The 26757-nt window shown below is 66.3% G+C and carries 23 protein-coding genes, 1 tRNA gene and 1 pseudogene; 16 read left to right on the plus strand and 9 right to left on the minus strand.

Annotated elements, in window-relative coordinates; all coding sequences use genetic code 11:
* Positions 1 to 10 precede the first annotated feature (10 nt).
* The 11 genes and pseudogenes from J2W22_RS22625 to J2W22_RS22675 form a co-directional block, all read left to right on the plus strand.
* Positions 11 to 280 carry a TrbC/VirB2 family protein gene (locus J2W22_RS22625; RefSeq protein ID WP_444875423.1) on the plus strand — a complete coding sequence of 90 codons (270 nt, stop codon included), beginning with the start codon at positions 11 to 13 and terminating at the stop codon, positions 278 to 280.
* A complete protein-coding gene (locus J2W22_RS22630) occupies positions 277 to 549 on the plus strand; it encodes a VirB3 family type IV secretion system protein (RefSeq protein WP_184170924.1) in 273 nt (90 codons plus the stop codon). Before J2W22_RS22625 ends, J2W22_RS22630 begins: the two co-directional genes overlap by 4 nt.
* Positions 543 to 2975 (plus strand): conjugal transfer protein TrbE, encoded by a 2433-nt coding sequence (gene trbE / locus J2W22_RS22635; RefSeq protein ID WP_307120536.1) that lies wholly within the window; start codon positions 543 to 545, stop codon positions 2973 to 2975. The genes J2W22_RS22630 and trbE overlap by 7 nt, the downstream gene beginning before the upstream one ends.
* A 5-nt stretch (positions 2976 to 2980) precedes the next feature.
* Complete coding sequence (gene trbJ / locus J2W22_RS22640) at positions 2981 to 3694, plus strand: P-type conjugative transfer protein TrbJ (protein ID WP_307120537.1); 714 nt, start codon at positions 2981 to 2983, stop codon at positions 3692 to 3694.
* Between the two features lie 104 nt (positions 3695 to 3798).
* Positions 3799 to 5109: a P-type conjugative transfer protein TrbL gene (gene trbL, locus J2W22_RS22645; RefSeq protein WP_307120538.1), complete on the plus strand. Its 1311-nt coding sequence runs from the start codon at positions 3799 to 3801 to the stop codon at positions 5107 to 5109.
* Positions 5109 to 5870 (plus strand): conjugal transfer protein TrbF, encoded by a 762-nt coding sequence (trbF, locus tag J2W22_RS22650; RefSeq protein WP_307120706.1) that lies wholly within the window; start codon positions 5109 to 5111, stop codon positions 5868 to 5870. Before trbL ends, trbF begins: the two co-directional genes overlap by 1 nt.
* Entirely contained in the window at positions 5867 to 6820 is a 954-nt protein-coding gene (gene trbG, locus J2W22_RS22655; RefSeq protein ID WP_307120539.1) for a P-type conjugative transfer protein TrbG, read from the plus strand. The genes trbF and trbG overlap by 4 nt, the downstream gene beginning before the upstream one ends.
* Positions 6813 to 8018, plus strand: coding sequence for a TrbI/VirB10 family protein (locus J2W22_RS22660; protein ID WP_307120540.1), 1206 nt, complete (start codon positions 6813 to 6815; stop codon positions 8016 to 8018). Before trbG ends, J2W22_RS22660 begins: the two co-directional genes overlap by 8 nt.
* Positions 8015 to 8242, plus strand: a complete 228-nt coding sequence (locus J2W22_RS22665) for a DUF2274 domain-containing protein (RefSeq protein WP_184000626.1) — start codon at positions 8015 to 8017, stop codon at positions 8240 to 8242. The genes J2W22_RS22660 and J2W22_RS22665 overlap by 4 nt, the downstream gene beginning before the upstream one ends.
* A 1-nt stretch (position 8243) precedes the next feature.
* Complete coding sequence (locus J2W22_RS22670) at positions 8244 to 8525, plus strand: hypothetical protein (protein ID WP_307120541.1); 282 nt, start codon at positions 8244 to 8246, stop codon at positions 8523 to 8525.
* A 105-nt stretch (positions 8526 to 8630) separates the two neighbouring features.
* Positions 8631 to 9641 (plus strand): annotated as a pseudogene (locus tag J2W22_RS22675) (recombinase family protein); the annotation flags it as partial.
* Positions 9642 to 10160: 519 nt separating this feature from the next.
* On the opposite strand, the gene J2W22_RS22680 reads toward J2W22_RS22675, so the two are convergent.
* From J2W22_RS22680 to J2W22_RS22695, 4 genes are all read right to left on the minus strand, one after another.
* A tRNA-Trp gene (locus J2W22_RS22680) sits at positions 10161 to 10237 on the minus strand.
* Positions 10238 to 10495: 258 nt separating this feature from the next.
* Positions 10496 to 10783, minus strand: coding sequence for a hypothetical protein (locus J2W22_RS22685; RefSeq protein WP_307120542.1), 288 nt, complete (start codon positions 10781 to 10783; stop codon positions 10496 to 10498).
* A complete protein-coding gene (locus tag J2W22_RS22690; RefSeq protein ID WP_307120543.1) occupies positions 10777 to 14931 on the minus strand; it encodes an RHS repeat domain-containing protein in 4155 nt (1384 codons plus the stop codon). Before J2W22_RS22690 ends, J2W22_RS22685 begins: the two co-directional genes overlap by 7 nt.
* Positions 14932 to 14998: 67 nt before the next feature.
* Positions 14999 to 15166, minus strand: coding sequence for a hypothetical protein (locus J2W22_RS22695; RefSeq protein ID WP_307120544.1), 168 nt, complete (start codon positions 15164 to 15166; stop codon positions 14999 to 15001).
* A 308-nt stretch (positions 15167 to 15474) separates the two neighbouring features.
* Here J2W22_RS22695 and J2W22_RS22700 point away from each other — a divergent pair, with 308 nt between their 5' ends.
* The gene (locus tag J2W22_RS22700; protein ID WP_307120545.1) at positions 15475 to 16491 is read left to right on the plus strand and encodes an LLM class flavin-dependent oxidoreductase; all 1017 of its coding nucleotides are present in this window, start codon (positions 15475 to 15477) and stop codon (positions 16489 to 16491) included.
* A gap of 43 nt (positions 16492 to 16534) precedes the next feature.
* Here J2W22_RS22700 and J2W22_RS22705 read toward each other — a convergent pair whose 3' ends face one another.
* Together J2W22_RS22705 and J2W22_RS22710 are read right to left on the minus strand one after the other, a co-directional pair.
* Positions 16535 to 16978, minus strand: coding sequence for a hypothetical protein (locus tag J2W22_RS22705; RefSeq protein WP_307120546.1), 444 nt, complete (start codon positions 16976 to 16978; stop codon positions 16535 to 16537).
* A gap of 17 nt (positions 16979 to 16995) precedes the next feature.
* The gene (locus tag J2W22_RS22710) at positions 16996 to 17754 is read right to left on the minus strand and encodes a hypothetical protein (RefSeq protein ID WP_307120547.1); all 759 of its coding nucleotides are present in this window, start codon (positions 17752 to 17754) and stop codon (positions 16996 to 16998) included.
* A gap of 352 nt (positions 17755 to 18106) precedes the next feature.
* Between J2W22_RS22710 and J2W22_RS22715 the strand changes: the two genes are divergently transcribed.
* Positions 18107 to 20017 carry a flavin monoamine oxidase family protein gene (locus J2W22_RS22715; protein WP_307120548.1) on the plus strand — a complete coding sequence of 637 codons (1911 nt, stop codon included), beginning with the start codon at positions 18107 to 18109 and terminating at the stop codon, positions 20015 to 20017.
* A gap of 64 nt (positions 20018 to 20081) precedes the next feature.
* Positions 20082 to 21095 (plus strand): heme-binding protein, encoded by a 1014-nt coding sequence (locus J2W22_RS22720; RefSeq protein WP_307120549.1) that lies wholly within the window; start codon positions 20082 to 20084, stop codon positions 21093 to 21095.
* 26 nt (positions 21096 to 21121) lie between these two features.
* Here the strand turns inward: J2W22_RS22720 and J2W22_RS22725 are convergent, their stop codons facing one another.
* On the minus strand, positions 21122 to 21589 hold the full coding sequence (locus J2W22_RS22725) for a hypothetical protein (protein ID WP_307120550.1): 468 nt from the start codon (positions 21587 to 21589) through the stop codon (positions 21122 to 21124).
* Between the two features lie 149 nt (positions 21590 to 21738).
* On the opposite strand from J2W22_RS22725, the gene J2W22_RS22730 reads away from it, so the two are divergent.
* Complete coding sequence (locus J2W22_RS22730) at positions 21739 to 21975, plus strand: hypothetical protein (RefSeq protein WP_307120551.1); 237 nt, start codon at positions 21739 to 21741, stop codon at positions 21973 to 21975.
* On the opposite strand, the gene J2W22_RS22735 is transcribed toward J2W22_RS22730, so the two are convergent.
* The gene (locus J2W22_RS22735) at positions 21972 to 24335 is read right to left on the minus strand and encodes a putative bifunctional diguanylate cyclase/phosphodiesterase (RefSeq protein WP_307120552.1); all 2364 of its coding nucleotides are present in this window, start codon (positions 24333 to 24335) and stop codon (positions 21972 to 21974) included. The two genes, J2W22_RS22730 and J2W22_RS22735, sit on opposite strands and share 4 nt — an antisense overlap.
* A 361-nt stretch (positions 24336 to 24696) precedes the next feature.
* Positions 24697 to 26064: an 8'-apo-carotenoid 13,14-cleaving dioxygenase gene (locus J2W22_RS22740; RefSeq protein WP_307120553.1), complete on the minus strand. Its 1368-nt coding sequence runs from the start codon at positions 26062 to 26064 to the stop codon at positions 24697 to 24699.
* A 43-nt stretch (positions 26065 to 26107) separates the two neighbouring features.
* Between J2W22_RS22740 and J2W22_RS22745 the strand changes: the two genes are divergently transcribed.
* Entirely contained in the window at positions 26108 to 26677 is a 570-nt protein-coding gene (locus J2W22_RS22745) for a TetR/AcrR family transcriptional regulator (RefSeq protein WP_307120554.1), read from the plus strand.
* Positions 26678 to 26757 lie beyond the last annotated feature (80 nt).

Below are 26757 nucleotides of genomic sequence, written 5' to 3' on the forward strand. Positions count from 1 at the left end.
TGCGGCGGCGATGCTGGCGGCGGGCGTCGCGCAGGCGTCGGGCGCGGGGATGCCCTGGGAGGAACCGCTCCAGCAAGTGCTGGAATCCGTCCAGGGGCCGGTCGCCAAGATCGTCGCGGTGATCATCATCATCACTACCGGCCTGACGCTGGCATTCGGCGAGACCGCCGGCGGGTTCCGGCGCCTCATCCAGATCGTTTTCGGCCTGTCGATCGCCTTCGCGGCGTCGAGCTTCTTCCTCAGCTTCTTCAGCTTCGGCGGCGGGGCCCTGCTGTCGTGAACGCCGCCGGCCAGCCTATCGAGGGGTTCGAGGTCCCGATCTTCCGTTCGCTGACCGAGCCGATCCTGCTGGGCGGCGCGCCGCGCGGCCTGGCGATCATCAACGGCACGCTGGCGGCAGCGGTAGGCCTCGGGCTCCAGCAATGGTTGGCCGGCGTCGCGCTTTGGCTCCTCGGCCATAGCGTCTCGGTGTTCGCTGCGCGCCGCGATCCCGAATTCCTGCCCATCCTGCTCCGGCACCTCCGCCAGAAGGGACGCTTCGCATGTTGAACCTGCGCGAATATCGGCACCGTGCCGATCGGCTCGCCGACCATCTGCCCTGGGCGGCCTTGGTCGCGCCGGGCGTGATCCTCAACAAGGACGGCAGCTTCCAGCGCAGCTTCGCCTTTCGCGGGCCCGATCTCGAAAGCGCGACCGAGGCCGAACTGATCGGCATCTCCGCCAGGACCAACAACGTGCTGCGCCGCCTGGGCTCGGGCTGGGTGCTCTATGTCGAGGCCGAGCGCCGCGAGGCGCTGGGCTATCCCAAGAGCGACTTTCCCGATCCCGTGTCGGCCCTGGTCGATGCCGAACGCCGCGCCGGCTTCGAAGGCGGCCGCGCCCATTTCGAGAGCCGATACCTTCTGACCCTCCAATATCTGCCCGAGCCGGATCGCACCGACGCGGCAAGCCGGGCGATGCTCGATCGCGGGGAGGGGAAGGGGCGCGACTGGCACGAGGCACTGGCCCAGTTCGTCGGCGAGACCGATCGCATCCAGGATCTCCTGTCCGGGCTGCTCCCCGAGATGCGCGCTTTGGAGGACGGCGAGACACTGACCTATCTCCACCGCGCCATCTCCGAGCGGAGCCATCCGGTCGCGGTGCCCGAGACCCCGCTTTATCTCGACGGCCTGCTCGTCGATACCGAATTGACCGGCGGGCTCGAGCCGATGCTTGGGCAAGCCCATGTCCGCACGCTGACCATCGCCGGCTTTCCGACCTTGAGCCGGCCTGGGCTGCTCGATGCGCTCAACCATCAGGACTTCGCCTATCGCTGGGTCACGCGCTTCATCGCGCTCGACAAGACCGAGGCGACCAAGGCGCTGATCCGTATTCGTCGGCAATGGTTCAACAAGCGCAAGTCGATGACCGCGATGCTGCGCGAGGTGATGTATAATCAGCCGGCCCAGCTCACCGACAGCGACGCCGACAACAAGGCCGCCGACAGCGACGCGGCACTGCAGGCGCTCGGCCAGGACCATGTCGCTTTCGGCTATCTGACCGCGACCGTGACGGTGATGGATCGCGATCGTGCCGCGGTCGAGGCCAAGGTTCGCGCGGTCGAGCGCATCGTCAACGGTCTGGGCTTCACCATTCGTCGCGAAGGCGTCAACGCGGTCGAGGCCTGGCTCTCCTCGCTGCCCGGCCATGCCTATGCCAATGTCCGCCAGCCGCTGATCCATACGCTGAACCTCGCGCACCTGATGCCGTTGTCGAGCGTCTGGGCTGGGCCCGAGCGCAATGACCATCTGGACGGTCCGCCGCTTCTCTATGCCGAGACCAGTGGTGCCACGCCGTTCCGGCTCTCCACCCATATCGGCGATGTCGGCCATATGCTCGTCGTGGGGCCGACGGGTGCGGGCAAATCGGTGCTGCTGGCGCTGCTCGCCTTGCAGTTCCGCCGCTATCCAGGCGCGCAGGTCTATATCTTCGACAAGGGCCTATCGGCGCGTGCGGCGGTGCTGGCCTGTGGCGGCGGTCATCATGCGCTGGGGCTGGACGGTATTGGTGACAACCTCGCCTTCCAGCCGCTGCGGCGCATCGACCGCGCCGCCGACCGCGTCTGGGCGAGCGACTGGATCTCTGCGCTGATCGCGCATGAAGGCGTCGCGCCCACGCCCGAGATCAAGGACATGATCTGGTCGGCGTTGCAGAGCCTCGCCACCGCGCCGGTCGAGCAGCGCACCCTGACCGGTCTTGCGCTGCTGCTCCAGTCGGCGGCGCTGCGGGTGGCGCTCGCGCCCTATACGCTCGAAGGGCCCTATGGCCGGCTGCTCGATGCGGCCGAAGACGATCTCGCGCTTGCCGACCTGCAATGCTTCGAGACCGAGGCGCTGATGGGTCAGCCGAGCGTGGTCGCGCCGGTGCTGCACTATCTCTTCCATCGTCTGGAAGCGCGCTTCACCGGGAGGCCGACCTTGCTGGTGCTCGACGAGGCCTGGATCTTCCTCGACCATCCGCTTTTCGCCGCGCGTATCCGCGAATGGCTGAAGGTGCTGCGCAAGAAGAATGTCGCGGTGGTCTTCGCGACGCAGAGCCTGGCCGATATCGCCGGCTCGTCGATCGCCCCGGCGCTGCTCGAGAGCTGCCCACAGCGGATCCTGCTCGCCAATGACCGCGCGGTCGAACCGCAGCTGCGCGAGACCTATCAGCGCTTCGGGCTCAGCGACCGCCAGATCGAGCTGATCAGCCGCGCCACGCCCAAGCGGCACTATTACCTGCAATCCGCGCGCGGCAACCGGCTGTTCGAGCTTGGCCTCGGGCCGCTCGCCCTGGCGCTCTGCGGCGCCTCCGATCCCGACAGCCAGAAGCGGATCGATGCCGCGTTGGCGTCCGGTCTCGGCTTAGACTTCGCTGCCCGTTTTCTCCAATCCGCCGGCCTGGATTGGGCAGCCGAGATCCTCGCCGGCACCGCCAGCATCCTGCCCCAGGAGTGACCATCATGTCCCGCTTCGCCTTTGCCTTGCTCCTCCGTGCCGCGCTTCCCGTCGGCGTCGCTGCGATGGTCGTGCCCGCGCCCGTCCAGGCCCAGATCGCGATCGTCGATGTGGATTCCTTCGCCAATGCGGCGCGCACGCTGAAGATCATCGACCAGCAGATCCAGCAGCTCCAGAACGAGGCGCAGATGCTCCGCAACCAGGCGCTCGCCATGGCGCGGACCGACTTTCCAGACCTTGCCGAGCTGACCGCGCGAATGAAGGAGATCGGCCAGCTGATCCAGCAGGCACAGGGCGTCGCCTTTCGGGTCGGTCAGGTCGACCAGCAGTTCGGCAAGCTCTTTCCCGACTTCGACGCGCGGGCTGGAGCCAACGCACTCGCGGCGCAGGCCAAGGCGCGGCTCGACACGGCGATGGCGGGTTTCCGCCACACGATGAAGGTCCAGGCCGACATCGCCGAAAATGTCGAGGCCGACGTCGCCACGCTCGGCAAGCTCTCGGAGAGGAGCCAGAACGCGGTCGGTGGGCTGCAGGCCGCACAGGCGACCAATCAGCTACTCGCGCTCGCCGCCAAGCAGCAGCTGCAGATCCAGCAGCTGCTCGCGGCCCAGTTCCGCGCCGAAGCGACCGACAGTGCGCGGCGCGCCCAGGCCGAACTCGATGCACACGCGACGACCACCAAGTTCCTCGGCTCGGGCACGGCCTACACGCCGCGCTGACCACATTGCTCGGCGACGGTGCCTCCCCCGACGCCGAGCGCCGCAGGGCGCAAGCGTGCGCCCCCGACGATGCGCCCTGCGGCACCCTTTGAGGATGTGACGCGATGAACGACCTCAATGTGATCGACCGGTTCCTGGCGGACTTCATCCGCTATATCGACCACGGCTTCGGGCTGCTCGGTCCCGACATCGGCTTCCTCACCAGCACGTTGATCGCGATCGACATCACGCTGGCCGGCTTGTTCTGGGCGATGGGCGGCGAGACCGATGTTCTCGGCAAGCTGCTCAAGAAGATCCTTTATGTCGGCGCGTTTGCCTTCATCCTGAACAATTTCTCGCGTCTCGCCGACATCCTATTCCGCTCCTTTACCCAGGCCGGGCTGACCGCTGCCGGGGGGACGATGACCGCGGACCAACTGCTCCAGCCTGGGCGTTTGGCGGGCACCGGTTTCGCTGCGGCCTGGCCGCTGCTCGACCAGGCCAAGGACCTGCTCGGCTTCACAAGCTTCTTCAGCAACTTCATGACGATCATGGTGCTGCTGATTGCCTGGGCGATCACGATCATCGCGTTCTTCGTGCTGGCGGTGCAGGTCTTCATCACCATCCTCGAGTTCAAGCTGACCACGCTCGCAGGCTTCATCCTGGTGCCGTTCGCATTGTGGAATCGCACCAGCTTCCTCGCCGAGCGCACGCTTGGATCGGTGGTCAGTTCGGGCATCAAGATCATGGTGCTCGCCGTCATCATCGGCATCAGCTCGGGCTTCTTCACCGAGTTCGCCGAAGCCGCGAAGGGCACCGAGCCCGATCTCGGCCAGGCGATGAGCCTCGTGTTGGCGAGCATGACCTTGCTTGGCCTGGGCATCTTCGGACCGTCCGTCGCTTCCGGCTTGGTCGCTGGCGCGCCCCAGCTCGGTGCAGGCGCCGCGATCGGCACCGCTGCGGCGGTGGCCGGCGGCGCGATGCTGGGCGGCGGCGCCGTGGCCGGGGCCGCCCGGATGGCGGGCGGCGCAGGGCTGGGCGCGATCCGCGCGGGCACCTCGATGGGGAGCGCTGCCTCGACCGCCTATAAGCTCGGCCAGGAGACTTCGGGTTCCAGCTCCGTGAGTGCTGGCATGTCGGGGGTCGTGACGGCCGCTGCCGGGGCGATGCGCCAGCGTGCGGGCGCGGCGCTGGGTCTCGGCCGAGCCGCCGAGCGCGGCGGCAACGCCGCCTGGACTGCCGGCAACACCGGAGGCGGGAGCGGCGGGTCGCCGCCGGCTTCCGACGGGCAGGGTGGCGCTATGCCCGGCTGGGCGCGCGACCTGCGCGCGCAGCAGACCGCCCGCCATCACCGTCAGGCCGCGCTGCAGACGCTCAAGGAGGGCGATCGCGGCGGCGCCTCCGCCACCCCCGACATCAAGGAAAGGGACGAATGATGCAGTTCCGAAGGAGCAGCCAGCGCTTTGGCACCACCCCCGAGCCCGAAACGCGCTATCAGCGCGCGGGACAGCTTTGGGACGAGCGGATCGGCTCGGCGCGGGTTCAGGCGCATAGCTGGCGGCTGACGGCGCTTGGCGAGCTGGTGGTGATCGGCGGCTTGTCCGCTGGCCTGATCTGGCAGTCGATGCAGAGCCGCGTCGTACCCTATGTCGTCGCGGTCGATCAGCTCGGTCAGGCCCAGGCGGTATCGCCGGCCGACACCGCCTACACGCCGACCGATCCCCAAATCGCATGGTTCCTCAGCCGGTTCATCCTCGACGTGCGCTCGGTGTCGCTCGACCCGGTGCTGATGCGGCAGAACTGGCTCCAGGCCTATGACTTCGTGACCGAGCGGGGCAACGTCCAGCTGAGCGAATATGCCCGCGCGGCCAATCCGTTCGCTCAGGTCGGCGACAAGTCGGTGTCGGTTCAGGTGACCAGCGTCGTGCGCGCCTCGCCCAGTTCCTTCCAGCTGAAGTGGACGGAGAGCGCATTCGCGCGTGGCAATCTCGCGGGCACGACGCGCTGGACCGCGATCCTGACGGTGCGCCTCCGGCCGCCCAAGAGTGCTGACGTGCTCCGGCGCAATCCGCTCGGCCTCTATGTCGATGCGGTCGACTGGAGCCGCGAGCTCGAGGCCCCGGCACCGCCTGCGCCCACCGCACCTGCTCCGGTGGCCACCCCGATCCCCGAACCCAAGACGGAGTCCGTACAATGATCCGCCATTTTCTGCCCATGCCCGGCCTGCTGCTTGCCGGCACTCTCCACGCCCAGACCGTCCCGGCGCCCGGTCCCGCGCCGGTATCGGCGCCGTCCTCGGGCGTCACGCCGCCCGCCCAGGTCGCCGCACCGCCGTCCGCGGCCCTGCCCGTCGAGCCACGGCGGCCCTATCGGCTACCCAAGGCGGCGGGTCGTGTCGCTGAGGCCAATCGCGCGGCGACCCGCGAACCGACCGCCGCCGGCTATCTCGGGGCCGTGCAAATCTACCCCTATGTCGAGGGCACGCTCTACCGCGTGTTTGGGGCCCCCGAGCGCGTCACCGACATCGCACTCCAGCCCGGCGAGGCGCTAGTCGCGATAGCTGCGGGGGACACCACCCGCTGGACGATCGGCGACACCAGCAGCGGAAGCGGGGAGGGCAAGCGCACGCATATCCTCCTGAAGCCGTTCAGCGCGGGGCTCGCCACGAACCTGGTCGTGACCACCGATAGGCGAAGCTATCACCTCGAACTCGCCAGCACTCCGGCGACCGCAATGGCGGCGGTGTCCTGGACTTATCCGGCCGATGCCCTGATCATGCTCCGGCGTGAGGCGACCGCTGCCGAAGCCGCGCGGCCGATTGCCGCAGGCGTCCCGCTCGAGGCGCTACGGTTCAGCTATCGGATCAGCGGCGACAATCCCGCTTGGCGGCCGTTGCGCGCCTTCGACGATGGCCACCAGACCTTTGTCGAATTCCCCGCCGGCATCGCCCAGGACGATGCGCCGCCGTTGTTCTTGATTGGTCCGGACGGCGCGGCCGAACTCGTCAATTACCGCGTCGCCGGGCGCTTCTACATCGTCGACCGGCTTTTCGCCGCGGCCGAGCTCCGGCTCGGCGGTAAGAAGCAGCAGGTGGTGCGGATCACGCGTGACGACGGGCGCAAGCACCGCGGAGGGCGCCATGACTGAAGCCGCCCCGGAAGCTGAGGCTGTGGCAGCACCCGCTCCAAAGGCCGATCCTGAGACTTTGGTGCTGCGGGCGCGACCGCGGCCGGTGGTGCGGTTCCGGCGTGGCGTGATCGTCGGAGCCGCACTGCTTGGCTCGACCGCGGTCGCCGGCATCGCCTGGCTTGGCCTCAAGCCGATCCATCTTGCTCCCAGCGCTCCGACCGAGGCCAGCGCGGACCCGCAGCCGGGAAGCGCGGAAGACGCGCTCGGCAAGGTGCCCAAGGGCTATGGCGATATACCCAAGCTCGGGCCGCCGCTGCCGGGAGACCTTGGCAAGCCGATCCTCGACCATCAGCGCAGCCTCGCCGAGCCTATGGCGCCGATCGATCAGGACGCCGCGCAGGCGGCGCAGGCCATCGAAGCCGAACGGCAGCGCGTGGCGGCCGAGCGCAAGGCGGCGCGCGAAGCCGGGGTGATGGTCGCGACGAACCATGCTCAGGCCGGACTCGACCCGATGGCACCGGCCGCGGCGCCGGTACCTGCGTCGCCGGGGAGCGCTCCCGCCGGCCAAGGCGGAAAGCTCGCCTTTCTCGAACGGAGGGCGGGCGACGAGGTCGTCGATCCCGGCCGCCTCCAGCCGGCGGCGGCGTCCACGGTGCTGAGCGCGGGCAGTGTAATCGCAGCCAGCCTCATCACCGGCCTCAATTCGGACCTGCCGGGTTTCGTCATCGCGCAAGTGAGCCAGCCCGTTTTCGACAGCCCGACTGGCAGGACGTTGCTGATCCCGCAGGGCGCGAGACTTCTCGGCCGCTACGACTCCGTGGTCGCGTTTGGTCAGACCCGGGCGCTGGTCGTCTGGCAGCGGATTCTGATGCCGGACGGAAGTTCGATCAGCGTCGACAATCTGCCCGCGACCGACACGCAGGGCTATGCTGGGCTCGCCGACAAGCTCGACCTGCATAGCTGGCAGCTCTTGAAGGGCGTCGGCCTCTCGACGCTTCTTGGGGTCGGCACGCAGCTTTCGCTCGGCAACGACGAAAGTGATCTGGTTCGTGCGATCCGCGAGTCCGCTCAACAAGGCGGTGCGCGCGCCGGCGACAGGCTGGTGGAGCGCGCGCTCGACGTCCAGCCGACCATCCGCGTGCGGCCGGGTTGGCCGCTGCGCGTCATCCTGCACAAGGATCTGCTGCTGCCGGCCTGGACGGGAACAAGGCCGTGACCGGCTTGCGCCTCGCCAAGCTGCCTGATCGTACGCCGGTCAAGCTGGCGGTTTCGATCTCGCCTGATCTGCACCTGGCTCTCTCCGAATATGCCGCGCTCTATGCCGAGGCCTATGGGCGCGAAGAGCCGGTGGCCGAACTTGTGCCCGCGATGCTCAGCGCATTCCTCGACAGCGATCGGGAGTTCGCGAAGCGGAGGCGGGCACCCGCGACGGCCAGCTGACATGGCACGAAGGAAGGAGGCGCCTCGGCATTGGACGGATCCCGGCCCGATCGAGAATCCCGCCGGTGGGCGCGGTCCTGGCGTCCGCAGGCGCTATTCGCGGACGCTCATCGAGCAGACGATCAAGGTATGGCAGCCCTATTACCCGAAGCCGCTCAGCGAGCTCGATGCCCATGAGATCATCGAGAACATGACCATGTTCGCGGGGGCGTTGATGGGCCTTGGCGGGATCGTCCGTCCCCGCGCCGAAACCATCTCCAAACCGGATAAGTCTCGCCCTTGACCTCTTGCCATTTGCGACTTCGCGGCCAGACTGGAGGGCGGCCAGCGGTGCCCTCACGCGTGTGCGGCTGGCGATCATGTCAGCGAGTATGCGTCCATGAAGCGAATGAAATCGAACCGCCGGCAACCGGTGCAGAAGTCCAAGCGCGCCGTGCTCTACGCGCGCGTGTCCTCGAAGGAGCAGGAGCGCGAAGGCTTCTCGGTTGAGTCGCAGATCAAGCTCCTCAAAGCCTATGCCGAGGAGCAAGGCTATCGGATCGTCCGCGAGTATATCGACATCGAGACCGCCAAGGCGAGCGGGCGGACCTACTTCGGCGAGATGATCGCGTATCTCAGGAGCCATCCGGCGACGGACACGGTCCTGGTCGAGAAGACCGACCGCCTTTACCGCAACCTTCGCGACTGGGTGACGATCGACGATCTCGATCTCAGCATCCATTTCGTGAAGGAGAACATCGTTCTCGCGCCCGACTCGCGCTCCTCGGAGAAGTTCCTGCACGGCATCAAGGTGCTGATGGCCAAGAACTATATCGACAATCTCTCCGAAGAGGTCCGCAAGGGGATGCTGGAGAAGGCGGAGCAGGGGATCTGGCCGTCCGTAGCGCCAACGGGCTATCGCAATGTCCTCGGCTCGAACGGCAAGCGGGTGATCGAGGTCGAGCCCGACACGGGTCCGCGCGTGACCCGGCTCTTCGAGTGGTACTCGACCGGGATGTATTCGCTGAAACAAGCCGCCGCCCGTGCGCGGGCGGATGGAATGACTTTCCGGGGCAGCGCCAAGCCGATCAGCACGAGCAGCGTCCACAAGATCCTGCGCTCGCGCATCTACACCGGCGAGTTCGAGTGGATCGGCAAGCGTTATCAGGGCTCCCATGAACCCTTGGTGTCGATCGAGACCTGGGAGCGGGTCCAAGGCGTCCTTGACGGGCGCCATACCGCTCGCGTTCGGGGCATCGAAAAGGACTTCCTGTTCACCGGCATGATCAGCTGCGGCCATTGCGGCTGCGCGTTGGTCGGCGACATCAAGAAGGAGAAATACATCTACTATCGCTGCAGCCACGCTAAGGGGAAGTGCCCGGAGCCCTATGTGCGCGAGGAGGTATTGCTCGAGCAGATCGGCGACATGCTCGATCGCGTGTCGCTGTCGCCCGAGATGTTCGAGTGGCTCAGGAACGCACTCCGGGAGAGCTTCGCGCACGTCCACAAGGAGCATGATGCGGCGGTCACCCGGCTCCAGACGGAGAGGGAACGGCTGCGGGAGCGCATGAAGCAGATCTACATGGATAACCTAGATGGCCGTATCGAGGACGAGATCTACAGCGCACTCACGGCGCAGTTTCGGGATCAGGAACGGAAGGTCGCGAAGGAACTGGAGCGGCGCCACGATGCCGACCTGAGCTATTTCGACGACGGAATCGCGCTGCTGTCGGTTGCCCAGGATTCGAAGCGAAGGTTCCTAGAAGCCGATTTGGCCGCCAAAAAACACGTGCTTTCTGTGGTACTTTCGAACTGCTCGTTTCGAGATCGAACGCTTTCAGCTGAGTACCGTAAACCCTTTGATCTTCTTGTGGAAAATCCACCAAAGGGCGACGCCGCCAGCAAGCGGATGCGCGGAAAAAACAGCGAGAGTCCGAAATGGCAGGGGCGCTCGGATTCGAACCGAGGGCCTTCGGTTTTGGAGACCGACGCTCTAACCAGCTGAGCTACGCCCCTGTGCGGACGGTGCCCTTAGCGCGGCATTGATAGCGGGGCAATAGCCAACGCCGGCCGCTGCGCCCTCGATCGGCTAAAACTTGAGGCCCAAGCGAAAATTGTGCCGCATCGCGCATCCATGCTGCCTGGCGGGCAGCATGGATGCGGCGGGCGACCGTTTCCGGGAGCGGTTCGCTGGCAGTGCCGGGCAAAGCGCCCGGAGGCCTGTTGGCCGTGGAGGCGATACCGTCGAGTTCCGGCAGCCGCCCCCGCCAAAGATCATCTGCCGGCTTCAATCCTGGCGAACCGATTTGCGGCGATCATGCTGGCGATCAATGCAATTACCGAGCCTATGATGATCGCATAGTCGGTCTTGGAAATGTATATGGCGCCGCCTTTCCCCAAAAATGGATAGACATATCCAAGTGACGCAACGGGAGCATATGGGCGGTTAATCATCAGGAAGTTGCCATATATGAATATCGATGCCGATGCGCATACAAAGGCGACTACGAATAGTATCTTGAATATTCTTGCGTAGGGCCGGGGAGGGGTATTGTTTAGCATGTTGGCTTGCCCAGAAGATTCAATGAAGGCGATACAACGGTATCGGTGACGCCGCCGAAGGATGTTTCGCCGCCACCTGCTCCTCCGGTCACGCCTCCACCAACGATCGGCTGCCCGCTGCGGTCATAGCCGGCAAAGCCATCGACCGTTCCCCCGATGCCTAGGCCGCCGCCGCCGCTGCCGTTGGCGAAGACGCCGCCCAGGTCCTGCACGGTGGGTGCATTGGACGCCTGAATCGACAAGCCCGCCGCGCCCCCGCCGCCTACGCCGCCACCGGGGCCTCCGCTCCCATATAGGGCGACGTTACCATGGCTGTCGAAAGCGACGCCGACAGCCACCTGATACGAGAAGATTCCCCATGTACCCTGGGCGGAAAGTCCAACTTGCACGGTGGTCCCATGGCTGACTGGTCGGCACGGGGCAGGGGTGCTTTGCGGCAGGGAAGGAAGGAAGAGGCCGCCGCCTCCCGCACCGGGAGCGCTCTCGATCAGCCCTCCGACGGGGCCCCAGGTCCCCAGGTCCCACGGAAGCCACGACCGGGCCTGTGGCGCGTTGACCGTGATGTTGCAGTCGGCATTCGAATTGCCCTGGTCGTCTACCTCGCATTTGAATCCAGTCGGGTCGCGCCTGTTTACGGGATCTCCGCCGACGTAGTTGTACCAGTTGATGCCATCCCGATATCCGATGGGGTCGGTCTGCATGAACCGGCCGAGGGTGGGCGAGTAGATGCGCGCCTTGTAGTAATACATGCCGAGCTCGGGCAGCCACGCCTGACCGGTATATTGGAACCTGCCGATGTTCGCGGCACCGGGGATGCCATATTCGTCATAGCTGTTCGTGCCGATGACGTTCCCGGCGCCGTCGCTCACGGTCACCACCGAACCGCGCTCGTCGGCGTGCAGCCAGCGCCTGTCGCTCGTGCCGGCGCCTTCGTACCACAGCAGCGCTTCGTCGGGATTGGGGCCGTACACATAGCGCCGCAGCACGGTCCCCTCGGGATTCGAGACCTCCGCGGCGATGTTCCCGCCATCATCGACGAAGCGGGTGGACGTCGCCGTGTCATATTCGAGTAGCCGCCCGAACCCGTCATAATAGAGCGTGACGCCCGGGCCCGACTTGAGCAGATTCTCGGCGCTGTAGCTGTAGCCATTGCCGCCCGAGGCGGTCAGGTTGCCGCGTGCGTCATAGCCGAAGCCGGTTCCGCCCGCTGCGCTGTACTGGTTGAGGATGTTCGGGGTGTAGCTGCGATCGGTATCGATGGCGCCCGTCCAGGCATAGGCGTCATTCGATCGGGTCGTCGAGGTGATCTGGGACGCGGCGTTATAGCCGAATCCCAGGTTCAGGTCGCTCGCAGTGCCGGCGAGGTCGATGCTCAGGCCGGACAGGCGCGAGGCGGGGTCATAGCCGTAGCTGGTGCTGGTGCCGTTCCCGCGGGTCAGGGAAGTACGGCGTCCTAGGTCGTCATAGCCATAGCTGGCCAGGGTGGCCGAGCCGTTCTCCCTGATGGCCGTCATCTGCCCGGTCGTGTCATACTCGTAGGTGACGTAGAAGCCGTCCCACCAGCTGACCCGCGTGCGGTTGCCGGCCGCGTCATATTGATAGCCGAGGGTGCCGAACGGCTGGGTCTCGCTGGTGAGGCGTGACAGGGCGTCATAGCTCCGCGTGACCGTCGAGCCCGTCTTCGCGATCGTTGTCGGGCGGCCCAGCAGGTCATGGGCGTAGTTCACCGCCGGTTCGCCTCCCGGCAGCGTCTTGGTGGTCAGCCGGTTCTGGGCATCATACGCATAGCCGATGCTCGTCCCGTCGCGGAGGCGACGGCTCGTGACGTTGCCGTCGGGATCATATCCCAGCTGCTCATAGCTGCTGTCGGAATAGGTCGTCGTCGATAGCCGGTCGAACGCGTCGTAGCCGTAGGTCGTGACATTGCCGTTCGCGTCGGTGAGCGAAGCCGTCCTGCCATTGTCGGTATAGCCGGTCGTGACGTCGTCCGAGGCGTCCGCGGTGCCATAGGCATTGGTGACCTTGGTCGGCCGGTTGGCATTGTCGTACGTGTATCTGGTTATCCGGTCGGGGCCATCGCTGCCGGTTGCCTGTGCGGTGCAGGCGGATGCGGGCAACGCGTTCCAGGCGCTGCTGTTCATGCGAACCGCGGTGCAGTCCAGCCGCCCGGCTACGTCGTAGCTGTACTGGGTTACGCCATAGGTCGATCCTCCGGCGCTCAGCGTCTCCTGTGCCTTCCTGTCCGAGGCGTCGAGCGTTGCGGAGATTTGCTGCTGCGGCGCGAATGCCGCCCAGTCCGCATCGCTGGTCCCGTTGACGATGCCGGCCTCGACCTGCGTGGGAATGCCCCTTGCGTTGTACGTCGTCCGCGTTGCCCGGCGCCTGCGCGGGCCGCCTCCGTCGGGATCGGGGGCGATCACGCCGACGGCCTCGCGGTCGGCGTCGTAGCGATAGCTGGTCGTGTCGTCGGATCCGGCCAGGGGGCCATCGACGCTGATCCGATTGCCCACGTCGTCATAGGCCATTGTCGTCGTTGCGCTCACGGCGCCGTCGCCGGACGCCTTGGTCACTGTCACCGGCAGCAGATTGTTGCCATAGGCGATCGTCGTCTTCGCCTCGTCGCCGCCTCCTGCGCAGCTCGCCCCGGTCTGGCAGGCCGAAATGCCGGTGAGCAACTGGACGCCATTCGTGGTCGTGTAGGAATAGGTGGTCTTTGGCCGTACCGCGCCCGAGGTCGCGGCCGGCGCCGTCACGGTCAGGACGTTCCCGGTGGCGGTGTCATAGGTATAGTCGGTCTGGTTGAGGTTGGCGTCCTTCGTCCAGTTGGGGCGATTGCATTTTGCCGCGCTGGTGCAGGTGGCGTCGAAGCCCGCGGTCGTCACGATATCGCCTGCGCCCGGACCCGTCTTGGCCACCGCCCGCGCTTCGGTGACGTTGCCGCGGGCATCATAGGTGTATTGCGTGTAGTTGCCCTCGGGCATCGTCACGCGGGTGACGCGGCCACTCGTGTCATAGTCCCACTGCGTCTTCTTGCTGATCGGGGCGGGTGTCGTCACGGACTTCATACGCTGCAGCGCGATGTCGAAGGTGTAGACGGTCGCGTGCCCCGCCGGATCGGTTACCGTGGTCGTCCGGATGCCGCCGGCATCGGAATAGGCATAGGTCGTCACCCCGTCGGGCGTGGTCAGGCTGGCCACCCTGCCCGAGCCGTCGAATGCAACGGTCAGATCTTCGGCGGCCTTGCCGGGCCTCGTGATGCCGAACCCGTTGGTCGCGAAGCGATAGGTGGTCGCCCGCGACATCGGGTCCGTCACCGTCGTGTAGCGCGTCGCGCCGCTCCAGGTCGTCGCGAAGGTCTGCGAGCGCGTGCTGGCGCCGGCAACGACCGTATTGGTCATGCTCACGCTGACAGCCGAGCTCCAGGTGGTGAAGTCCGGGAAGTCGCCATCCGCCTCGGACCAGGAACCGATGGCGTTGTAGTTGAACTTCAGCGTGTACCCGCCCTTGCTGGTTACCGTTCCCGGGCGATACGCATAATTGTGCTGAAGGCAGGTGTAGCGGTTCGACAGCTGCTTGTAGCTGACGCAGTAATAGAGGCTGTCATAGCTGTAGGTCAGGACCGCGCCCGACGGCATGGTCACGTCGGTGGCGAGGCCGACCACGGTCTGATCGGGATATGCACCCTGCTTGGCCTTGTCGAGATGGATGAGCGTGCCATCCCGATTGGTGTAGGTATAGATGCTGCCGCTCAGGGTCAGCGACGAGCCGTTCCCCTCGGTCGGGACGTAGCTGGTGCCCGAAAGCGTGAAGGAGTCCGACCGCCCGTTGAAATAGACGGTGGTCGTGCTGCCCGAGACATACAGCGAGGCCCAGATGTTGTCCCCGCCGGCCCCGCCGCGATACACCCTCCTGTAGCTGAGCCCCGTGGAGCTATCCTGGCCGGCGCTCAGTTCCGGGCCGTCGTAATTGTATTTGCCCAGAAACAGGTCGACGCCATTGGCATCGATGGACTCGCGAACCGGGGCGGGGCCGGTCGTCTGCGCCGATGCCGGGATGGCCAGCAGGCCGGAGCAGAGGATCGTCGTCAGGCAGAGTGCCATACGGCGCGCGCGCAAAGGTGCGCGCTCGATCTGCGTCGAGTGCGTCATGACTGTTCCACTAGTAAGGGTTGTCGGGAAACTATGCCTGGCGATCAGCGCCCGGTCCGGCCGTGCGTCAGGGCGCGCCGGTGACCTTCACGTTGGTCCGATTGCCTGCCTTGTCATGGGAATATTCGGCTTTGACGCCGTTGTTCACCGTGCCGGCGCGCTCGACCTTAACCAGCCGGCCTTTCGCGTCGTAGCTATAGGTTACCGTTTCCGACGCCGAACTGAGTGTGGGCACTGCAATCATGAGTGCCGTCGCGAATGCTAACTTCCGGGACACGCTACACCCCCTTGCGATACACCAGCGGACTTTGCCGGTTACGCTCGCAAGACATAGCAACTCCAATATGCGGCACCGCTTCAAATGAAACTTTGGTAATGTTGAAGATGAGCGCGGCCGGGGACATGCGCCGCATTCGGCTCCGGACGGAAACCATGTGTTTCCGTTCCGGCCGCTCGGCGCCGATGTGATCGGCGTGGCCGAGGCCTATCTCCTCTACGGATCACCCGGGGCAAAGGCTTGGGGTTCGATATCGGGGACGTGACATGAAGAAGATCGGCTTTCTTTCGTTCGGGCATTGGTCGGGCGCGCCCTATTCGGCGACGCGCTCGGCTTCCGACGTGCTGCTCCAGTCGATCGACCTGGCCGTCGCCGCCGAGGAACTCGGCGCGGACGGCGCCTATTTCAGGGTCCATCATTTTGCCCGGCAGCTGGCCTCGCCCTTTCCGCTGCTCGCCGCGATCGGCGCGAGGACCCGCCGGATCGAGATCGGCACCGGCGTGATCGACATGCGCTACGAGAATCCTTTCTACATGGCCGAGGACGCCGGCGCGGCGGACCTGATCAGCGGCGGACGGCTTCAGCTCGGCATCAGCCGGGGCTCGCCCGAGCAGGTCATCGAGGGCTGGCGGCATTTCGGCTATGCGCCCGCCGAGGGAGAGAGCGACGCCGATATGGGGCGCCGCCACGCGCAGGTATTCCTCGACCTGCTGAAGGGCGAGGGCTTCGCCCGTCCCAATCCCCGGCCGATGTTCCCGAACCCGCCCGGCCTGCTCCGGCTCGAGCCGCATGCGGAGGGCCTGCGCCGGCGGATCTGGTGGGGGTCGGCTTCCGATGCGACTGCGGTCTGGGCCGCGCAGCAGGGGATGAACCTGCAGAGCTCGACCCTGAAGGCGGACGAGAGCGGCGAGCCCTTCCACATCCAGCAGGCCCGGCAGATCCGGCTGTACCGCGAAGCCTGGCAGCAGGCCGGGCATGGCTGGCAGCCGCGCGTCTCCGTATCGCGCTCGATCTTCGCGCTGATGAACGATGAGGACCGCGATTATTTCGGCCGCGGCGACGATGGCGACCAGATCGGCGAGATCGACAATATGCGCGCCGTGTTCGGCCGTTCCTATGCGGCCGAGCCGGACAGGCTGATCGAGCAGCTGCGGGCGGACGAGGCGATCGCCGAGGCGGACACGCTGCTGCTGACCGTGCCGAACCAGCTGGGCGTAGCGTATAACACCCATATCCTGGAGGCCATCCTCACCCATATCGCGCCGGCGCTCGGCTGGCGCTGATCGGGAGCGGCCGAAGGCGGAAGGCCCCTTCGGCCGCGGCTCCCTAGAGCTGGTGCCAGAACAGGAAGACGCGCACCTGGTCGTCGCTCGTCGGCGCATAGCCGAGGTTGAGCGATTCATTGCCCTCTCGCCACGGCACCTGCACCGTGGTGAGCCCCGATGCCTTGCCGGGGGCCCAGTCGCCTTCGTCCGGCCCGAGGTGGAAGTTCGCATCGGCGGAGAAGGGCGGGGCATTGCCCGGCACCAGCGTGGCGCGCCAGCCGGCCCAGTCCGTTTTGCTCATCACCAGCGCGAGGCGGGCGGCATTGTCGCGGCCTTCGATCCTGTCGGCATGCTCCACCTTGGCGCCGGCCGGGAAGGTCACGCCGATCTGCCTGGCCACGGACTGCGCGTCCTGCATCGAAACCTCGCTGCTGTTGGAAGGGGAGGTGGCGGCATTGCCGTCCGCCACGTTGGAACAGGCCGCGGCGAACAGGGCCAGCAGCATGGGCAAGGAGCCTCGCATCAGCGGCCCGGCTTCTTGAGGATCGCTTCCTCGCCGGGCGTGGCGGCACCTTCCCAGGTGAAGTGGCGCTCGATCTTGCCGTGGCAGTCGAATTCCCGCGCCAGGCCCTGGCGGTGGAATTCGCCCATGAATTCGTCGGTCACCTCGATGCCGCCGATCGTGACCTTCTTGCCGCCGTCCCAGTTGTAGCGGTCATAGAAATGATATTCGAAATCGACCTCGAACCGCCGCCCGATGGTGCCGGCGGAGATCTTCGCCATGCCCTTGCCCCAATAGGTGTAGCCGCCGATCGCGAAGAACCAGTCGGCGCTTTCGCCCTTGTAGTTGTAGGCGCTCTCGCCGGAGCGTGAGGTGAAATAATGCGTGCCGTTGGGCAGCCCGCTGATGAAGCGCTGGGCCTGGCGGAACTCCGCGATCATCGCGCGTTTCGCGGTGGGCACGGAGGCGATCATGTCCTCCAGGTCGATCTCATAGTCCCGGCCGGTGTTGTTCAGATAATGCTGCATGTGCCGGGTGGCGTTGATGCCGGGATAGACCATGGTCGGCACGCCCAGCACCGCCTGGATTGCCGTGCGCTGCGCCACGGCGCCCGCCGTGATCGGCTTGGAGCGCCACGCGCCCGCGCCCGGATCGTGACGCAGCCGCGGATTGGCCGTGCCGGTCTCGTAATTGGCGTCGCTGAGGAACGGACCGGGCTGCGGTGGCAGCATGCTCGGCATCGGCGGCCGGCCGGGACGGGTGGAAGGGGCAATACCCATACGCGCTCCTCGCGATCTTCAGGTCGCCGGCAGAGTAATCGCAAGTATCGCCTGGCGGAATTGCATCCTGACGCGACTGGTCGCGAAATCAGCGCGGCGCGACGTACCTGCCGCGCGTTCCAACCTCGGGATTACATCCGATGCGGTGCATCGATGGCGACCGTCATATCCGCGGGAGCGGAGCGTGCAGTATCGTTGTGCCAAATGTGTAATATTCATGTTTACGATGAATTATGATCCAATTCAGATGTAATTGATCAAACTATATTTGGCTTCACAAAATAAGTCGGCATTCTTCCGCTGATGATTCGCGGCGATGATCTGCCGGGATCTGAGGGGCGGGGGAAGAAACATGACGATCAGGATCAGCCGCGCGGACTATCTGCGGTCGCACCCCAATGCTTCCGCATGGGCCGAGCTCGCGGAGGCGACCAATGCGCAGATGCGGATCACCCCGGGTCCGATCGAGCTGGAGGAGGGCAGCTTCAAGGGCAAGCGCGCGCTCATTCTCGGCGCCGGCGTTGCCGGGCTGACCACGGCCTATGAGCTGCTGTTCCACAAGACCGGCATGGAAGTCACGATCCTCGAGGCGCAGAGCCGGACCGGCGGGCGGTGCCTCTCGCTGCGCACCGGCGATACGCTGACCGAGGACAAGGACGATGCGCTGTTCGGGTCGGAGCCGGGCGAGACCCAGGTCGTCCGCTTCGAATGGCCGGTCGGCGATTCCGAGCCCTATCTGAACGCGGGCCCCGGCCGCATTCCCTCGGCGCACAAGCGGCTGCTCAACTATCTCCGCGAATTCGGGGTCGCGGTTGAAATCTATGTGATGAATTCGATGTCGAACCTCGTCCATATGGACACCGGGCCGCTCAAGGGTAAGCCCCGGGTCTATCGGCAGATCGACCACAATCTGCGCGGCTGGATCGCGCAGCTGGTGCATGAGCATGCGTCCGAGCTGATCGACGCGCCCAGCCTGGCGATCCCCAAGAGCCAGCAAAAGTCGCTGGCCGAGAAGCTCCAGTCGCTGATGGTGAGCTTCGGCGAGCTGGACGACGAGGGCCGCTATGCGCCCACTGCCGGCAATGCAGGCTTCGAGAATGCGATCTCGCGTGCCGGGTTCGACGTCCTGCCCGGCGTGGCGGTGGGCGAGATCGCCGAGGCGATCAAGCTCCAGGACCTGCTCGCGTCGGAATATTGGGCGCAGACGCGCTTCTATCAGCCGGTCGACTTCCTCTGGCAGCAGACGATCTTCCAGCCGGTCGGCGGCATGGACCAAGTCCAGCGCGCCTTTGCCCGCCAGGTGGCGACGCTGGGCGGGATGATCCACCTCAACAGTCCCGTGACCTCGATCGACTGGGATGCGAAGAAACGCGAGTTCGTGGTGCAGGTCGCCAAGATCGGCAGCAAGGAGACGATCGAGTATCGCGCCGACTATTGCTTCTCGAACATCGCGATGCCGTTCCTCGAGAAGCTGCTGTCCAAGGAATTGCAGGGCAGTGGCGACAAGAGCGGCTTCGCACTTCCGTTCAAGAAGGGGCTCAAGGCAGTCTATGCCGCGCAAGCCCGGCCGCGCACCAACGCTGAGGGCAAATATCAGGACAAGTTCCTCGCCGTGACCACCAAGGTCGGCTGGCAGGGCGACCGCACGCTGTGGCAGGGCAAGCTCATCACCCATGATCATGAGGACGACCTCAAGCTCAACACGCTGGTCGCGCCCGACAGCGAGGAGGGCGTCGTGCCGATCTTCGGTGGGATCAGCTGGACCTCGCATCCGATCGTCCAGATCTGGTATCCCTCGACCGGCTATCACGACCGCAAGGGCGTGCTGACCGGCGCGTATAATTTCAGCCAGACCGCCTATGAGTGGGGCAGGAAACCGGTAAGCGAGCGGCTCGACATGGCGCGCGAGGGTGCGCGGCAATTCGGCAAGCGCTTCGGCAACGGGCTGCACGACGGGCTCGCGATCGCGTGGCAGAACATGCCCTATATCAAGGGTGGCTGGGCTTATTGGCAGTCCGTCGGCAAGGACGCCGTGAAGCACTTCAACATTCTGAGCCAGGGCACCGGCGTCCATGACGCGAAGGGCAAGCTGTCCGATCCGGTGTTCTTCGTGATCGGCGACCAGCTGTCCTCGCTGCCGGGCTGGCAGGAGGGCGCGATCGCCGCGGCGCTCAACGCGCTGACCCGCATGGCCCGGCCGGACCTCGAAATCCCGTATCTCGAGAAGCTGCCCGACACCAGGCTGCTGGTCGAAGGCGTCTAGGCGCGGGGCAATTCCGTCGGAAGAGCAAGGGGAAGCGGTGATGGCATTCAGTCGGGCAACTCTCATGGCCCTGAAGGATGGGGGCCGTACCCTCCAGACGGCGCGGCGCGGAGAAAAGCTTCTCGGCCCGCTCGCGCTGCTGCCGGGCGTCTGGAAGAACGAAGGCGGGCTCGAGGGCAGGGGCTGGAACATGATTGCCCTGCCGTTCGAGACGCGCCCGGGCTCGCCGATCGATTACCGCTTGCTGCTGAACCAGTATAACGAGACGCTCGTCTTCGACCTGGTCGACAAGGGCGTGCCCAATCGCGGCCTGACCGCTGCGGGGATCCAGGCCGATCAGTCGCTGATGGCGCTCGATTATGAGCAGGTCACCGACCAGATCGCGACCGCCGATTTCCCGCACAGCAACGTCCTGGGGCCGACCAGCCCGCCCGGGAACACGATCCACCACGAGCCCGGCTTGTGGCTCAACATGCTCGACCAGGTCACCGACGGGTTCGACATCGCCCGGCTCGGCAGCGTTCCGCATGGCGACGCCGTCCTCGCGCTCGGCCGGAGCGCCCCGGTCACGGCCGGCCCGCCGGTCATCCCCGATGTCAGCGGCCTGCCGCTGAAGGTCAGGCAGGACCTCGAAAGCCCGTACCTCGCCCCCTACAAGCACTTCCATGACAATCCGTTCGAGGGCGTGTTCGATCCGGTCCATCCGGCCGAGCTGCTCAAGCGGGCCAATGAAGGCGTCGACATCCTCCGCACCACGACGCTCGCCGTCGACACCGAAGCGGAAACGGGCGGGATCCACAACATCCCCTTCATCGTCAAGCAGGCCAACGCCTCGTCGATGCGCTCGACTTTCTGGATCCAGGAGCTCGCGGAGACCGACAGCCAGGGCAAGCCGAAGCTGCGCCTCCAATATCTCCAGATCGTGATGCTCGACTTCGATCCGCGGACCAGCGGCCTGCCCGGCCGCATCGTCTGGCCGCACGTCTCGATCAATACGATGCACAAGGTCGAGAGCGCCCCGGACGACAAGGTGGAGCTGTTCGCGAGCACCACGGAGCCCTTCGCCAATCTTCCGTGAGGCGCGAGTTGTGGCCCCCTGCAACCTCAGGGGGCCTTTTCCTCATATCGCTTTAGCACCTCCACCGGTGTCGCCGGTGCCGGCCAGAGCGTGAGATGATAGCGGTCATCGCCGTCGAGCCCGTCCTCGCTCAATGTCCCGAGCCCCGCGAAGCAGGCGCGGACGCGGTAGCTGCCCGGCGCGATGTCGACGATGTCGATCGAGCCGCTTGTGCATTCATGGATCTCGAGGCGTCCCGAAGGCAGGTCGAGGCTGGCCTCGGCGACATGGTCCCAGGCGGAGAGGTCGAGCGCCGGCGCCATATCGGCGATATCCAGCGTCACGGGCACGTCCATGTTCCGTACCGGCTGGATCACCACCACGAAGGGCGCAGCCTTGATCCGGTTGCGCAGGTCCGCCTCGGCATAGTCGGTGGGCGGTTCCGGCATCGCGCCCGCGTCCCACAGATAGAACTGAAAATAGTCGGCGAAGATACTGTACTGCCTGCTCGCCATCTCGACTCTCCCGGGGATGTGGGTGCGGCGTATCGAAGCGGACCGCGCGTGAACAGGCGTCGCGTCTAAACGGTCCGATACGGTTCGATGCGCTTGCGGGGCGGGAGTGCAACGATCAGGTTCGGCGCGACCGGCATGGGAGCAGCGGAATGATCGAAATCGGGGATGTGGTGCACGATCTGCGGGTGCAGCTGCGCCAGCTGGACGGAGAAATCGCCACCCGCGTGAAGGAAGTCCGCCAGGGCCTTCTGGTCCAGCGCGAGCTCGACGCCCTGATCGAGCGCCGCAATACCGCCTATCAGCGGCTCATGACTATCCAGAGCGCCATGGGCGTGCCGGTGACCCACATGATCAATGACCTCAGCGAGTTCGGCGGCGCGCGCTAGGCCGCGGCGCTGGCCCCGCCCTGCGGACTGATGGCCAGCACGCGCGCTTCCTGCACGGGCAGCGGGCGGCCGAAATAATAGCCCTGCACCTTGGTGCAGCCGAGCTGCTGGACCATGTGGTGCTCCTCCTCGGTCTCCACGCCTTCGGCGGTGGTCGCCATGCCCAGGCTGTCGGCGAGCGCCACCACCGCGCGGATGATCGCGATCGCTTCCTTGGTGCCCTTGGATGCGCCCTGCACGAAGCTGCGGTCGATCTTGATCGAGCTGAACCTGGTGTGCGCCAGATAGCCCAGCGAGGAATAGCCGGTGCCGAAATCGTCCAGGCTCAGCCGCACGCCCAGCTCCAGCACCTTCTCCAGCACATGGATCGCCTGGGTGCCCTCGCGCATGAATACGCTCTCGGTCACTTCCAGCTCGAGCCGCTCGGCGGGCAGGCCCGACTGGGCGAGCGCCTGCGCCACCATCGTCGCGAAGCTCGGCGAATGGAGCTGCTCGGGGCTGACGTTCACCGCCACACGGATATTGGAATCCCACTTCGCCGCCTCGTCGCAGGCGGTGCGCAGCACCCATTCGCCGATCTGCGGGATCAGCCGGGCATCCTCGGCCAGCGGCACGAACTTGGCGGGGGAGACCACGCCGAACTCGGGATGCGTCCAGCGCAGCAGCGCCTCGAAGCCCATCAGCCCGCCCGTCGCGGCGCTCACCACCGGCTGGTAGTTGAGGTGCATCTCGCCATTCTCGACCGCGCCGCGCAGCGCGATCTCGAGCACGCGGCGCTCCTCGGCCGCCATGTGGAGCTGCGGCTCGTAGCAATGGAAGGCGCCGCCGCCGGTATCCTTGGAGCGATAGAGCGCCAGGTCGGCCGAGCGGATCAGCATCTCGGCGGTGCGCCCGTCGCGCGGGCCGACGGCCAGGCCGACCGAGGCGCCGATGAACAGCGTGTTCTGGTCGATCTCATAGGGGCGCGAGACCGTGTCGATGATCGCCTGGGCCAGCCGCTCGATGCCGGCGGTGTCGGTCGCGTCGCGTACCACCACGGCGAACTCGTCGCCACCGAGCCGCCCGACCATCTCGTTCTCGCTCATCAGATGCTTGAGCCGCTCGGAGACGCGCATCAGCAGCCGGTCGCCCACCGGATGGCCCAGCGTGTCGTTCACTGCCTTGAAGCGATCGAGGTCGATCATCATGAAGGCGCAGCGCGACCCCCATTTCTCGGCCTCGCCCATCGCCCGGGCCAGCGTCTCGTTGAGCAGCAGGCGGTTGGGCAGGCCGGTCAGGGTGTCGAAGCGCGCCATCTTGCTGATCTGGTCGGCCGACTTGCGCGCCTCGGTCACGTCCGAGCCGACACCGCGGAAGCCGATGAACGCGTTCGCATCGTCATAGCGCGGGCTCGCCGACATCTCCCACCAGCGCTCCTCGCCATGGACGAGGACGGGGAGCAGCAGGTCGTGGAACGGCTCGCGCGTCTTCAGCTTCTCGGCCAGCTCGCGCAGGCCGGCGGCGAAATTGCCGTCTTCCCAGGTCGGGCCGGCCAGCACCTGGAGGAAGGGCATGCCGTTGATCGCCTTGGGGTCGAGGCCCAGCGACTTGGAGAAGCGCGGATTGGCGCGCGCCACGCGGCGCTGCGCATCGATTTCCCACAGCCAGTCGGCTTCCCCGTCGCGCTCGCCTTCGCGCAGGAGCAGGCTCAAGGTCTCGTCGCGCTCGGCAATGGCGATCTCGCCGGCGCGGATCACCACCAGCGCCTTGCCGCGGGCAAAGGTCGCCATCGCGAGCAGCACGGTGAAGATCGCGGAGGCGGCCGCCAGCATCGGCGAGGCGATCAGCGACAGCGTCACCACCAGCGCGCCGCCGACGATCGAGACGAAAATGATGGTGGCGAGCGGCAGCGCGGCCATCGCCACGGCGCTGGCGGTCATCAGCAGCGACAGGACGATCCACAGGCCGAGCGCGGCATTGGCGTCCACCGCATGGCCGAAGGCGAGCGGCGCGATCGACCAGACCGCGCCCAGCGCGATGCCGTCGAGCACCGTATCGCGCACGTCGCTCAGCGGGGCGGTCACCGCTTCGCGGTGACGCCTGGCGAGCCGGCGAAAGGCGACGGCGGCGCCGACCGCGGCGACGATCGCGCTCCAGCTCGCCAGCTGCCACAGCGGCACCAGCGGCGCGAGGATCATCGTGACGAGCGACGCGCCGATCACATTGGCGGCAAGCATGAACAGCGCCAGCTGGCTGCCGGCATGGAGCTGGGCAGCACGGATCGGCCCCCAGTCGGTGGTGTCCGCCGGGTCGTACAGGCCCAGAAGCGCACGCGCATCGATGCGCGGCCGGGCGAATTGCGAGGTCGTCTGGCTGTTCACCCGGAGGGTGTAGCCCAGCGCTGGTTAGCGAGTGGTTAGGCCGGGAAGGGCGGAATGCGGATTTTTCTGGCCGGTCGAAGGAAGGCGGCCTCCCAAAACCAATACCGTCATCCCCGCGAAGGCGGGGATCCAGAGTGGCGGCGGGACACCCTTTATAACTCTGGATCCCCGCCTTCGCGGGGATGAGGGAAGGGGGGCACTTCCCTGACTCCCCTCCCTGCAAGGGAGGGGCTGGGGGTGGGTATTTGACCGCGTGACGGTGAGTTTATGCGGTCGGTAACAGTATCGCCCGGACCCGACCCCCCGACCCCTCCCTTCCAGGGAGGGGAGAATTATCTTCCAGTAGGGGGAGCAGCCTCACTCACCCCGCGATCCAGTTCCCATGGAACCCAGGCGGCACGCGGTGCGGCAGCCGCACGCTCGCCACCGGTTCGCCTTCGAAATCCTGCGCATCGAGGATCACCAGGTCGGTGGTCTCGTGCGGCAGGTCGATCACCAACCCGATCAGCCAGCCCTCGTCCTCGCCGGCATCGGGCCCGGCGGGGACGAAGACGAACTCGCCCGGATGCCGGCCCGCGCCGAACTCGTGGACCTGGCGGGTACCGGCCTCCAGGTCATGCTTGTAGAGCCGCGTGCCGGCGATCGCGAACCGGTCCTCCGCCAGCGCCATCGTATAGGCATAGCGATAGGGCTGGCCAAACAGGCGTTCGTCCGGCCGCGGGAATTCCTGCGGCGACGCATCGAGCATGTGCCGCTCGGCGGTGCCGGCCACTGGATCGAGGATGAAACGCTCCAGCCCGCGCGGGTTCTGGTCGGGCCCGCCGGGCTCGCCGGCGAACATGCTGTCATAGGTCACCGCGTCGAGCACCACCCGGCCATCGGGCAGGTCATAGGCATTGGCGGTGTGGAAGATGTAGCAGCGCTCGATCTCGATCCAGATCGTGTCCTCGCCGCGGCCGTCGCGGGCGAGCAGGCCGATCCGGGCGCGATGCTCGGGGTTCCAGCGATAGGGGTAGCGGGTGCCGCGCATCGCCTCGGCCAGCGAGAAGGTCACCGGGAGGTCCATCACCACCGCATAGCGCGCGGTGAAGGCGCAGTCGTGGATCGACGGGCCATGCTCCACCGCGATCGGCTCCTCGCGCACCACCTTGCCCTCGGGCGAGATCACCACGTGATGGACCAGGTTCGGCGCCATCGCCGCATAGGTGATCGCATGCTGCTCGCCGGTCCGCGGATCGCGGTGGGGATGGGCGGTGAAGGTGCCCGCCAGCGTGCCGCCGAAATCGCTGTAGGCCTGTTTCTCCATGTCGCGCGACAGCGTCACCGGCGTGCTGCCGGCCTCGACCAGCGCCAGGATCTCGCCGGCGATCTCCAGCACATTGGTGTTCACCGTGTCGAAGCCGCCATGGCGCGGGCCGGGGGCAGGGGCCTCACCCAGCGCCGCGGCGGCTGGGGTCGAGCGGATCCAGCGGTTGCGGTACCAGCTCGCCTTGCCGTCGCGGATCGCCAGGCCGTGGACCATGCCGTCGCCGATGAACCAGTGATAGCCCTTCGGATCGGGCTTCACCGGATTGGGGCCGATGCGCATATATTGCCCGTTCAGCGCCGGCGGGATCGTGCCGGTGACGGGAAGGTCGGTTAGGGTCAGCTCCGCGCGCATCGGCGTGTGGATGCCGGTGAGGAAGGGGTGGTCGGTCGTGTCGTCGAGCAATTCGGTCGCGCTTGCCATTGCCGCCTCCTGGCTTATGTTTACAGCGTTCACATAACGGGCAATGATAACAGTGTCAACATCTGAGGCTGGCAAGGCCTATCATCATGGCGATCTGCGCGCGGCGGCGATCGAGGCGGGGCTCAAGCTGCTTGAGACGCGCACCGCCGACGATCTCGGCCTGCGCGAGATCGCGCGCACCGTCGGCGTGAGCGCGACCGCGCTCTACCGGCATTTCCCGGACAAGAAGGCGCTGATGACCGCGCTGGCGGGGGAGGGGCTGCGGCGCCTGTCCGACGCACAGCATGAAGCGGCCGAGCGTGCCGGCGGCGGCAAGGCGGGTTTCGCGGCGACGGGAGCGGCCTATGTCCGCTTCGCGCTGGCCAATCCTGCGCTGTTCCGGCTGATCTTCGCCAATCCCGAGATGGATTCCTCCGCCCTGTCGCACGAGGATGGCGCGATGGCCTTTCTCAAGGAAAATGCCCGCGCCGCGGCGGCCGAGCATGGTGGCGACGCGGAGGTGATCGTCTTCCACGCCTGGTCCTGCGCGCACGGCCTGGCGATGCTGATGCTCGACAGACAGATCCCCGCGGACGACGCAATCATCGACCGGGTGGTCGGGGGGAAGTGGTGAGGGCCCCTCCCAAGCGTCATCCCCGCGAAAGCGGGGACCCATCTCCCGGACTGTCCGCGCGCGCTACGGCTGTTGTCCTC

It is taken from the genome of Sphingomonas kyeonggiensis (genome assembly GCF_030812785.1).
Taxonomy (GTDB): Bacteria; Pseudomonadota; Alphaproteobacteria; order Sphingomonadales; family Sphingomonadaceae; genus Sphingomonas; species Sphingomonas kyeonggiensis_B.